The 10,530-nt window shown below is 66.3% G+C and carries 8 protein-coding genes; 2 read left to right on the top strand and 6 right to left on the bottom strand.

All coding sequences use genetic code 11. From position 1 onward, the window contains the following. Positions 1 to 48: 48 nt before the first annotated feature. The 4 genes from ACFUTU_RS20700 to ACFUTU_RS20685 form a co-directional block, all read right to left on the bottom strand. Positions 49 to 1,188, bottom strand: coding sequence for a bifunctional 2-methylcitrate synthase/citrate synthase (locus ACFUTU_RS20700; RefSeq protein WP_377967750.1), 1,140 nt, complete (start codon positions 1,186 to 1,188; stop codon positions 49 to 51). A gap of 70 nt (positions 1,189 to 1,258) precedes the next feature. Continuing rightward, a complete protein-coding gene (gene prpB, locus ACFUTU_RS20695; protein WP_377967748.1) occupies positions 1,259 to 2,164 on the bottom strand; it encodes a methylisocitrate lyase in 906 nt (301 codons plus the stop codon). Next, positions 2,165 to 3,685, bottom strand: coding sequence for an MmgE/PrpD family protein (locus tag ACFUTU_RS20690; RefSeq protein ID WP_377967746.1), 1,521 nt, complete (start codon positions 3,683 to 3,685; stop codon positions 2,165 to 2,167). It abuts the gene before it with no gap. Then, positions 3,678 to 4,334, bottom strand: coding sequence for a GntR family transcriptional regulator (locus tag ACFUTU_RS20685; protein WP_377967744.1), 657 nt, complete (start codon positions 4,332 to 4,334; stop codon positions 3,678 to 3,680). Before ACFUTU_RS20685 ends, ACFUTU_RS20690 begins: the two co-directional genes overlap by 8 nt. 397 nt (positions 4,335 to 4,731) lie before the next feature. Between ACFUTU_RS20685 and ACFUTU_RS20680 the strand changes: the two genes are divergently transcribed. Continuing rightward, positions 4,732 to 6,459 carry a DUF222 domain-containing protein gene (locus ACFUTU_RS20680; protein ID WP_377967742.1) on the top strand — a complete coding sequence of 576 codons (1,728 nt, stop codon included), beginning with the start codon at positions 4,732 to 4,734 and terminating at the stop codon, positions 6,457 to 6,459. 129 nt (positions 6,460 to 6,588) lie between these two features. Here ACFUTU_RS20680 and ACFUTU_RS20675 read toward each other — a convergent pair whose 3' ends face one another. Together ACFUTU_RS20675 and ACFUTU_RS20670 are read right to left on the bottom strand one after the other, a co-directional pair. Then, positions 6,589 to 7,302, bottom strand: a complete 714-nt coding sequence (locus ACFUTU_RS20675) for a response regulator (protein WP_377967740.1) — start codon at positions 7,300 to 7,302, stop codon at positions 6,589 to 6,591. Next, positions 7,299 to 8,990 (bottom strand): ATP-binding protein, encoded by a 1,692-nt coding sequence (locus ACFUTU_RS20670; protein WP_377967738.1) that lies wholly within the window; start codon positions 8,988 to 8,990, stop codon positions 7,299 to 7,301. Before ACFUTU_RS20670 ends, ACFUTU_RS20675 begins: the two co-directional genes overlap by 4 nt. A 140-nt stretch (positions 8,991 to 9,130) precedes the next feature. Between ACFUTU_RS20670 and ACFUTU_RS20665 the strand changes: the two genes are divergently transcribed. Beyond that, entirely contained in the window at positions 9,131 to 10,471 is a 1,341-nt protein-coding gene (locus ACFUTU_RS20665) for a cation:dicarboxylate symporter family transporter (RefSeq protein ID WP_377967736.1), read from the top strand. Positions 10,472 to 10,530 lie beyond the last annotated feature (59 nt).

Raw genomic sequence — 10,530 nt, 5'->3', positions numbered from 1 at the left:
GACCGAAAGGTGACCGGCCCGGCGTCGTACGCGTTTACACGTGAGAGCCTACGGAACGTGCCGCTCGTCCGGACCGTTGTATTCGCTCAGCGGGCGGATGAGCGAGTTCGCGTTCAGCTGCTCCATGAAGTGGGCCGTCCAGCCGGTGATGCGGCTGGCGACGAACAGGGGCGTGAACATGTTCGTGTCGAAGCCCATCAGGTGGTAGGTCGGACCGGCGGGGTAATCGAGGTTCGGCTTGATGCCCTTGGCCTCGTCCATCGCCGATTCCAGCCCGTTGTACAGGCCCAGCAGTTCGGGGCGGCCGAAGTGGGCAATCATCTTGTCGAGGGCCGCCTTCATGGTGGGCACCCGGGAATCGCCGTGCTTGTAGACCCGGTGGCCGAAGCCCATGACCTTCTTCTTCTGCGCCAGGGCGTTCTCCATCCAGGCCTTGGCGCGGTCGGCGGCCTCCTCGAGCGACTCCTCGGGACGGATCCCGATCTCGTCGAACGTGTGCATGACGGCCTCGTTGGCCCCGCCGTGCAGCGGGCCCTTGAGTGCGCCGATGGCCCCGGTCACGGCTGAATGGAGGTCCGAGAGCGTGGACATGATGACGCGGCCGGTGAAGGTGGAGGCGTTGAAGGAGTGCTCGGCGTACAGAATCATGGAGACGTTGAAGGCCTCCACCACCTCGGCAACGGCTTCCTCACCGAACGTCATCCAGAGGAAGTTGGCCGAGTAGCCAAGGTCGTCCCGCGGTTCGATGAGGTCCTGGCCGCGCCGCCGCCGCTGATCGTACGCCACCACCGCGGGCATCGCGGCAAAGAGGTCCAGGGCCTTGGCCATGTTCGCCTCGCGGGAGGAATCCTCCGCAAGCTCATGGCGGGCGCCCATCACCGATGCAGCGGTGCGGCAGACATCCATGGGATGGGCCGTCGTCGGGAGGGCGTCAACCACCTGCTTGACCACGGGATCCAGCCGCCGGCCCGCGCGTTCGCGGGCCGTGAAGTCACCCAGTTCGGCGGATGACGGCAGCTCGCCGTTCCACAGCAGGTAAGCCACCTCTTCGAAGCTGCACCTGGCGGCGAGCTCCTGAACGGGGTAGCCGCGGTACAGCAGTGAGTTCGTGTCGGGATTGACCTTCGAGACAGCGGTGTAATCCACCACCACGCCATCGAGGCCCTTCTTGATCTCTACGTCAGCCATGCTGAACTCCTTCGTTCCTTGCGTCCGATTACCGGCCGGACCGGCCGGTGGTCCTGCGGGGATATGGGCGTCATTCAGTTCCGGGAATCCGGAAATTAAAAACGCCGGTATCAAAGCGGTTGTAGGCCTCGTAATCCACCAGGTCATACAGCCGCGCGCGCGTCAGCATGCTCCCTACCTGTGCCTCCTGCGTTCCGTCTGCCCTAATTGAGTCCAGAGTACGCTCAGCCGCCCCCATGGCACTACGGAGCAGGGTGACCGGATAAATCACCATGTTGACGCCGACTTCCTGCAGCTGGCGGACGGTGAAGAGGTCGCTCTTGCCGAACTCGGTCATGTTGGCCAGGATCGGCACGTCCACGGCATCGCGGATGGCCTGGAACTCAGCAAGGTCCTTCATGGCTTCGGGGAAGATGGCGTCGGCGCCGGCGTCCACCAGGGCCCTGGCCCGGTCCTTTGCCGCGTCCAGCCCTTCCACCGCACGGATGTCCGTGCGGGCCATGATCAGGAAGTTCGGGTCCCGGCGGGCATCGGCTGCAGCCCTGATCCGCTTGGTGGCGGTATCCAGGTCCACGACGTTCTTGCCGTCGAGGTGGCCGCAGCGCTTGGGGTTGAACTGGTCCTCGATGTGGCAGCCCGCCAGCCCGGCGTTTTCGAGTTCCTGGACACTTCGGGCCACGTTCATGGGCTCGCCGAAGCCGGTGTCGGCATCCACGATGGACGGCAGATCGGTCATGCGGGCGATCTGCCCGGCCCTTGTGGCCACCTCGGTGAGGGTGGTGAGGCCGATGTCCGGCAGGCCCAGGTCATTGGCGAGGACGGCGCCGGAGATATACACCCCGGCGAAGCCCTTCTCCTCGATCAGCCGGGCCGAGAGCGGGTTGAACGCGCCCGGAAACTGCTGGATGGTTCCGGAGCCGAGCAGCTCCCTGAATTTGCGGCGCTTCTGCTCCGGCGTGGTTTTTGAGTACAGCATCTAGAACAGTCCCTTGGGTGCGGCGCTGAAGTCGATGACGCCGGGCGCCGCGGTGATGTTGAGCTGGTCCAGTTCGCCGGCGGCCAGTTCGGGGAGGCGTTCGACGGCGGCCAGGAACCTTTCGATCTCATCTTCCGCCACGAGGCCTTCTGCCAGGGTGCGGAATTTGTTGACGTACTGCTCGCGGGTGAACGGCCGGGCACCCAGGGGGTGGGCGTCCGCCACGGCGATTTCGTCGCGGATGACGGTGCCGTCCGTGAGCGTGATTTCCACGGAACCGCCGAAGGCCTTCTCGGAGATGTCCAGCGAGTGGTACCGACGGGTCCACTCCGGATCCTCCACCGTGGAGACCTTCTGCCACAGCTCCACCGTGTCCGGCCGGGCGGCCCGTTCGGGGGAGTAGGAGTCCACGTGGTGCCATGATCCGTCCTGCAGCGCGACGGTGAAAATGTACGGGATGGAGTGGTCCAAAGTCTCCCGGCTGGCCGTGGGATCGTACTTTTGCGGATCGTTGGCGCCGGAGCCGATCACGTAGTGGGTGTGGTGGCTGGTCTTGATCAGGACGGACTTCACGTTCGCAGGATCGGTGGCTTCGGGGTGCTCCCGGTTGAGCTTGCGGGCGAGGTCGATCCAGGCCTGGGCCTGGTACTCGGCGGAGTGTTCCTTGGTGTAGGTGTCCAGGATGGCGCGCTTGGCTTCGCCCTTCTCCGGCAGCGGAACCTCGTAGGAGGCGTCCGGGCCGTCCAGCAACCAGGCGATAACGCCGTCCTCGCCCTCGTAGATCGGCACCGGGGAGGTCTGTCCGCGCATGGACCTATCCACCGCTTCGACCGCCATTTTCCCGGCGAAGGCCGGGGCGTGCGCCTTCCAAGTGGAGATCTCGCCCTTGCGGGACTGCCGCGTTGCGGTGGTGGTGTGCAGGGCCTGGCCGACAGACTGGAAGATGGTTTCGACGTCGAGCCCCAGCAGAGTGCCGATGCCGGCGGCCGCCGAGGGGCCAAGGTGGGCGACGTGGTCGATCTTGTGCTTGTGCAGGCAGATCGCCTTGACCAGGTTCACCTGGATCTCATAGCCGGTGGCGATGCCCCGGATCAGGTCCGCGCCGCTTGACCCCACATGCTGGGCGACGGCAAGGATCGGCGGAATGTTGTCACCGGGGTGCGAGTAGTCCGCAGCCAGGAACGTGTCATGGTAATCAAGTTCGCGGACGGCCACCCCGTTGGCCCAGGCAGCCCACTCCGGGGAGACACGCTCGCCGATGCCGAAGACCTTGGCCCCCTTGCCGCCGCTGGACGGTGCGTGCGTGAGGGCCTGTGCCCGCGCCGCCACGATGGGTGCGCGGTTCAGGGAGGCAACGGCCACCGAGGCGTTGTCGATGATGCGGTTGATAACCATGTCCGTGACGTCATCGGTAACGGCCACGGGGTCTGCTGCCACCACTGCGATCTTGTGTGCCAGCTGCTGTTCGCGCGGGAGGTTTTCCTCGCTCTTGTAGACGCGGACGTGGTGTTCCTTAACCATGGGTCTCCTTCTGGGCGGATGTGTGGACGGCTTTCACGTGGGAAAGACTGCGGTGCAGGTGCACGGTGGTGGCCGCTTCGGCCAGCCGGGGATTTCCGGCGGCGATCGCTTCGGCGATGGCCGCATGTTCGGCTGCGGCGGCGGTCAGCCGGGCCTGGTCGTCGACGGCCAGCCTGCGGACCCGGACCAGGTGGACGCGCAGGCTGCGCATGGCCTGTGCCAGGTAGGAGTTGGAAATGGCTTCGTCGATGGCGGCATCGAGGCGGCCGACGAGCTCGTAGTAGTCGTGCCGCACGGGATCGGGGGAGCTCAGCAGGGCAGGTGCTGCCAGCAGTTCTTCCTGCAGTTTGCGGAAGATCCCGGCGTCGCCGCGCTGTGCAGCCAGGGCAGCCGCTTTGCCTTCGAGGGTCTCGCGGAGCTCGAACAGTTCATCGATGTCGTCCAGGGAGATATCGGTGACGACGACGCCGCGGCCCCCCGCCGCCGTCAGCCCTTCCGCCGTCAGCCGGCTCAGGGCCTCGCGCAGTGGCGTCCGGGAGACTCCGAGCCGCGCGGACTGCTCCACCTCGGCCAATACGGTGCCGGGGAGGAGGCGCCATTCGATGATGTCGTCGCGCAGTGCGGCGTACGCCCTGTCACTTGCTCGCATCCCGCCTCCTTATCTCGCCCATTGGTCTGAGTGTATACAGAGAGGTCGCGTTTGCCTAGAGGCTGGGCGCATCTAGCGCCCATTATCCGCCCCTGTGTATACATACTTGAGGTTGCGTGCGTTCGGATCTGTGCCATTCTGGTGCCTGGGCGAAGTAGGAAGGGCGAACGGTGCCGCGCTTTGCGGCAGCGCCGGTAAGAATGTCAGTGCCCCTGACCAGAATGGGTCTATGGAAGGTATTGGGGGACACGCCGCGCACCGGGACGTTGTGCCGGGTGCCGGCGGGTTGGCTTCTGCGGCGGGGAACGACGGCGGTGGCCGGGTCGGCCGGCTCACCTCCGATAGCGCGGCAAAGAATGTCAGTGCCCCTCCTCATACTGTGGATATGGATAACGGCATGGCTGTTGCGGAGGCGTTGGAGGCTATTGCTGCCTCTGCCTTGGCGATGGCTGCCGAGGTCCGCAGGGCCGCTGACCCGGGTTCGGGGGACGCTGGTTTCGAGCCGGATCCCGTTGACCCTTTGGGGGAGCTGGCAACTGCGTGCCTGGACGGGCTGACCGGGGTGGCGGGGATGGAGGCCCGGCTTGCGGCTGTGAAGGTGGATCTTGCTGCCGGCTACGTCACGGCGGACGCGGCCATGGCAGTCCAGGGCAAAAGCCCGCAGGACTTGATCTCCCAGCAGATGGCCGTGAGGGCGGAGGTGGCCGGCGCGCTGACCATCAGCGAAGGCGCTGCCGAACGGTTGCTGGTTGAATCGGGCCTGCTGACCACGGAACTGCCGGTGACTCTTGCCGCGCTGCAGGCGGGAAGCATTTCGTGGCAGCACGCGCGGATCATGTGTGATGAGACCGAAGGGCTGTCACCTGAAGCGGCCGCGGCGTTCGAGGCCCACTTCCTGGACCCGGACGCTCCCGGCGCGGCGCGGGGCTGCTTTGCGGGGGACCTGGCCCCGGCGAGGTTCCGGGCCAAGGCCCGGTACTGGCGGGAACGGCACCACCAGGACAGCATCGAAAAACGGCACCAGCACAGCGTGAAGGACCGGCGGCTGGAGTACACCCCGGACCGGGACGGCATGGCCTGGCTGTCGGCGTACCTGCCCGCGGACCAGGCCGCGGGGATCTGGAACCGCACCACCGCCATCGCACGCGGTCTCCAAGGGCCCACCGAAACCCGCACCCTCACCCAGCTCCGGGTCGATGTCTTTTCCACCTTGCTGCTCACCCCAAACCACAGAGCACATGGGACCCACGGAGCAGACGGAAAAGAGGGTGTTCCCGCAGGTGACGCCACAACCGGCTCCGGCCTGGCTGGTGATGTGCCGTCCCCGGCAGCGCAGGTGCTGGTCACAGTTCCGGTGTTCGCGCTACTCGGCATGACGGACGAGCCCGCCACCCTGGACGGGTACGGGCCGATCCCACCCGCGATGGCCCGCCGGCTCGTCGCCGACGGCGCAACCTCGTTCTTCCGGGTCCTGACCGACCCGCGGGACGGGGCACCGCTGGAGATCGGACGCACCAGCTACCGGCTGACCAAACCGATGCGCCACTGGCTCCGCCTCCGCGACGCCAGATGCTCGTTCCCCGGCTGCAGCAACCATTCCCTGGACAACGACGCCGACCACATCCTCGCCTGGGCCGACGGCGGCGGCACCGGCGTGGCCAACCTCGGCCAGCCCTGCCCCAAGCACCACCGGCTCAAACACGCCACCGCGTGGAGACCGGTCGGCGCCACCAAGGACCACCCGCCCGGCTGGACCTCACCCGCCGGGCGCCACTACCCGGCCGAACACCAGGACTGGGAACCACCCACCTGGCCAGAACTATCTCCCTGCCAAGGTGAGTCAGTCGCGCCACCCGACCGGGACTGCCCGGAGCCGCCGGGCTGGTTCGGCGCGCCACCGGAACAAGCTTTGCCGGAGCCGCCCGACTGGCTTGATTCTCCGGATCAGCCAGACGAGCCCGATGACTTCGACGGCTACCCGGGCCTGGCCAGCTACCGGGTTCCGGAATCTTCGGTGGCACCCGAGGACTCCGACAGTGTTCGGTGGCTGCAGGCTGTGTACGGCCAAGGACTGCCGCTGCCGCCGGACCCGTTGCCTGACTGGCCAACCTGGACGGCCGCCTAGAATGCGGCTTTGATCCCAGGCCCCTGCTCTACATTCACTCCGTTGAGACATTGGAATGCTTCAAGGGCCGGTCATGAACAGGGCCCTGGGTGATGATTCGCTGTAGAAGCCAAGCATGCCGGTCAGGTGTCAGGACCGGGACCAGCGGTATTCGTTCTCCGGCCGGCCGGGAGCGCCGTAGCGGGCCGTCCGGGACACCGTTCCGGCGTCGGCCAGGTACTCAAGGTAGCGGCGCGCCGTCACCCTCGACATACCCAGGGCGGTCATGACTTCGGTGGCCGAGACGGCACCCGGCTGTTCCTTCATAAAGTCGCGGACGGCGTCGAGCGTTGAGGGCGCCAGGCCCTTGGGCAGCGGCAGCTCCGACGGTGCCCGCAGGCTCGCGAACGCCTGGTCCACATCGCTCTGCGATGCGGCCGCCTTCGCTGACCCAGCTTCCGGTCCAGCCAGCTGCTCACGGAACTGCCGGTAGCTTTCCAGCTTGTCCGCGAAAGTGGAATACGTGAACGGCTTGATGAGATATTGCACGACGCCGATGGAGACGGCGCTGCGGACAATCGCCAGTTCCCGGACAGCTGTGATGGCGATGATGTCGGCGAAGTGCCCCGCGGAGCGCATCCTTCGCGCAATGTCGAGGCCATGCAGGTCCGGCAGGTTCATGTCCAGCAGAACCAGCTCCACCGGGCTGCCGGCGGCGGAGAACTCGGTGAGCATCCGGAGCGCCGACTGTCCGTCCGGGGCCGATCCCGCCAGCGTGAAGCCGTCCACCCTGCCCACGTAGGCGGCGTGTGCCGCGGCTGCGACGGGCTCATCCTCGACGACGAGGACTCGGATGTCTGTCACGTGTGCTCCTCCGGGAGACTCGGGGTGGCCGTGCCCGGCGGGACGGCGGGTTGGACAGTTCCAGGCGGGAACGGGCCGGCGGGAAGCGCGATGTCGAAACGCGCACCGCCGGTGCTCGCACTGCTGATGGTCATGGTACCGGCCAGGCGCTGGACGGCCTGTTTCACCAGGGCAAGGCCAAGGCCGCGGCCGAAGGGTCCGGCCTTCTTGGTGCTGAAACCGTAGCGGAACACATCGTCCACGGCCGAAGGGTCAATGCCCTTGCCCGTATCCTGCACGGTGATCTCCATGCCGCCGCCCGATGTGTCCACCCGCAGCTCTACGCGCCTGGGTGCAGGGGCGTCGGCGGCGGCGTCGATGGCATTGTCCAACAGGTTGCCGAGGACCGTGACGAGGTCCTGTACGGCAAGGTCCCCGCCAAGGGTCGGTCCGCTCGCCTCGACCACCAGCTCCACTCCGCGCTCGTGGGCTTGAGCCGCCTTGCCCATCACCAGCGCGCTCAGCACGGGCTCCTGGACCGAACCGACCATGTCGTCCGTCAGCTGCTGGCTCAGCTCAAGGTCCCTGGTAGCAAAGTCGAGGGCCTCGTCGGTCCTTCCCAGCTCCAGCAGGGAGACCATCGTGTGCAGCCGGTTTGCATGTTCGTGGGTCTGTGCGCGGAGCGCATCGGACAATGTCCGCATGCTTTCAAGCTCGGTGCCCAGGGACTCGATCTCGGTGCGGTCGCGGATCGTGGCCACGGTTCCGAAGAGCCTGTCCCGCTGCCGCTCCGACGGGGAGCCTGGACCCACAGCCGGGCGCTGGTTGACCACAAGTACGCCGTTATGCGTGAGGTGGATTTCATCGTGGGCCGTCCGGCCTGATTCAAAAAGCTCCTTCAGGCTCGGGGCGAGGGGCAGGTCAGCGAGCAGCGGCGTGGCCGCGTGGTCGTCCTCCGCTTCCCGCGGCTCCAGCCCCAGCAGCTCCGCCGCCTGGTCGTTGTAGATGACCACCCTTCCGGCGGGGTCTATCAGGACAACGCCCTCCCGGACCGAGTGGAGCACCGATTCGTAGTAGGCGAACAGCTGGGCCAGCTGCTCGGGTCCCCACCCCCTGGTCACCCGGCGCAGGTAGCGGCCCAGAAACCACGACGCCAGCGATCCGCCTGCCAGCAGCGAGCCGGATACGGCCAGCAGCGCAGGCAGCCTGCCGGAGACCGCCACGTCAACTGTATTGACGGTCACGCCGGCTGCCACGAGCGCGCGGACCGCACCGCGGGCATCCTTCACCGGGGCGATCGTACGCACCGACGGCCCCAGCGTTCCGGCCGTGATCTCGGTGAATACGTGACCCTGGAGAGCCTGTTCGATCGACCCGATATATGGCTTGCCTAGCTCCTCGTCCAGCGGGTGGGTCCAGCGCGTCCGGTCCGGGGCCATGATGGTGATGAAATCGGCCCCGGAATCGGCCATGACCTTCAACGCGTACGGCTGCAGCTGCGCCGACGGGTTACCTGTCCCTGCCGCCTGCAACACCAGAGGGTTGTCCGCGATGGACGTCGCCAGTGCACTCATCCTCCGGCCGGCCTCGTCATAGGCATGGTCGCGGGCGTCCACGAAAACGGCCGTCCCGACGATGGCCGTCAGGGCCAGCATGAACAGCAGGTTCGCGACGAACAGCCGCCTCGCGATGCTCCAGCGGTGGATCATCAACACCTCCCATGACCAATATGAACGCAACGGTGAGCCAAGTCACTCCGTGGCCAATGATGGAAGTCACAAAGGACCGACGCGCGGAGCCCAGAGATTGTGCCGAAGCGTCTTCCAGATTATCCATAAGGAGAGACAACATGGCTTCTCAACGAGGAGAGTCGGCAGCGCCGGCTAAAGCCGAGCGTAAGGGACTCGACAAGTCCCATTACCTCTACATTGCGGTCATCGCCGCAGTCGTTCTCGGCGCTCTGGTGGGACTGCTGTTCCCCGAGGTCGGAAAATCCCTCAAGCCCCTCGGTGACGGCTTCATCAAGCTGATCAAGATGATGATCGCCCCCGTGATCTTCTGCACCATCGTGCTGGGCATCGGTTCCATCGCCAAGGCAGCCACCGTCGGCAAGGTCGGCGGGCTGGCGCTGGGCTACTTCGTCGTGATGTCCACTTTCGCCCTGGCGATCGGCCTCGTCGTCGGCAACCTCATCCACCCGGGTGAGGGGCTCAAGCTCACGCCGTACGACCCCAATAAGAAGGCGGCCACGGACAGCACCGTTGACTTCCTGCTCGGCATCATTCCCGGGGACATTCCGGTGCTGCCCACCCTGCTCGCCGCCATCCTCGTCGGCTTCGCGCTGCAGAAGATGGGCCCGCAGGGCGCACCGATCCTGAAGGCGATCGGCCACGGCCAGGCGCTGGTGTTCCGCATCCTGATCATGATCATGTGGCTTGCCCCCGTGGGTGCCTTCGGTGCCATCGCCGCAGTGGTCGGCGCCACCGGCTTCCAGGCCATCGTGAGCATGTTCACGCTGATGATCGCCTTCTACATCACCTGCGCCGTGTTCATCGTCGTCATCCTCGGCGGACTGCTGCAGGTTGTCACCGGCGTGAACATCTTCAAGCTGATGAAGTACCTGGCCCGCGAATACCTGCTGATCTTCTCGACGTCCTCCTCTGAAGCCGCCCTGCCGCGCCTCATCGCCAAGATGGAGCACCTCGGTGTCTCCAAGCCGGTGGTCGGCGTGACGGTTCCGACCGGCTACTCCTTCAACCTGGACGGCACGGCCATCTACCTGACCATGGCTTCCCTCTTCGTGGCCAACGCCATGGGCACCCCGCTGGACCTCGGCGCCCAGATCTCCCTGCTGGTCTTCATGATCATCGCCTCCAAGGGTGCGGCAGGCGTCACCGGCGCCGGCCTGGCCACCCTCGCTGCCGGCCTGCAGGCGCACAAGCCGGAACTCCTCGGGGGCGTCGGTATGATCGTGGGCATCGACCGCTTCATGTCCGAGGCCCGTGCCCTGACCAACTTCACCGGCAACGCCGTCGCCACGCTGCTGATCGGCACCTGGGTCAAGGAAGTCGACGGCGAACAGGTCAACCGGGTGCTGTCCGGCCAGGAACCGTTCGACGAGCAGACCATGGTGGCGCACCACCACGGCGTCGCGGAAACCCCGGCCGCTACGGTGGCAGCCAAGGCCTGACGCCAAGGCCAGAGCCAGTACGACAACATGAAACCGCCCGCACAGGCGCAGCCTGTGCG

The sequence above is a fragment of the Arthrobacter sp. NPDC057388 genome, assembly GCF_042668165.1.
Lineage (GTDB): Bacteria > Actinomycetota > Actinomycetes > Actinomycetales > Micrococcaceae > Arthrobacter.
Note: the sequence above shows the minus strand (reverse complement) of the source record. Positions and strands in the feature narration are given on the sequence as shown.

Excerpts from the sequence above, each read along its gene's own strand:
- ACFUTU_RS20685 (WP_377967744.1), bottom strand. The coding sequence starts at position 4,334 with ATGCGAGCAAGTGACAGGGCGTACGCCGCACTGCGCGACGACATCATC.
- ACFUTU_RS20665 (WP_377967736.1), top strand. The coding sequence starts at position 9,131 with ATGGCTTCTCAACGAGGAGAGTCGGCAGCGCCGGCTAAAGCCGAGCGT.
- ACFUTU_RS20690 (WP_377967746.1), bottom strand. The coding sequence starts at position 3,685 with ATGGTTAAGGAACACCACGTCCGCGTCTACAAGAGCGAGGAAAACCTC.
- ACFUTU_RS20670 (WP_377967738.1), bottom strand. The coding sequence starts at position 8,990 with ATGATCCACCGCTGGAGCATCGCGAGGCGGCTGTTCGTCGCGAACCTG.
- ACFUTU_RS20680 (WP_377967742.1), top strand. The coding sequence starts at position 4,732 with ATGGCTGTTGCGGAGGCGTTGGAGGCTATTGCTGCCTCTGCCTTGGCG.
- prpB (WP_377967748.1), bottom strand. The coding sequence starts at position 2,164 with ATGCTGTACTCAAAAACCACGCCGGAGCAGAAGCGCCGCAAATTCAGG.
- ACFUTU_RS20700 (WP_377967750.1), bottom strand. The coding sequence starts at position 1,188 with ATGGCTGACGTAGAGATCAAGAAGGGCCTCGATGGCGTGGTGGTGGAT.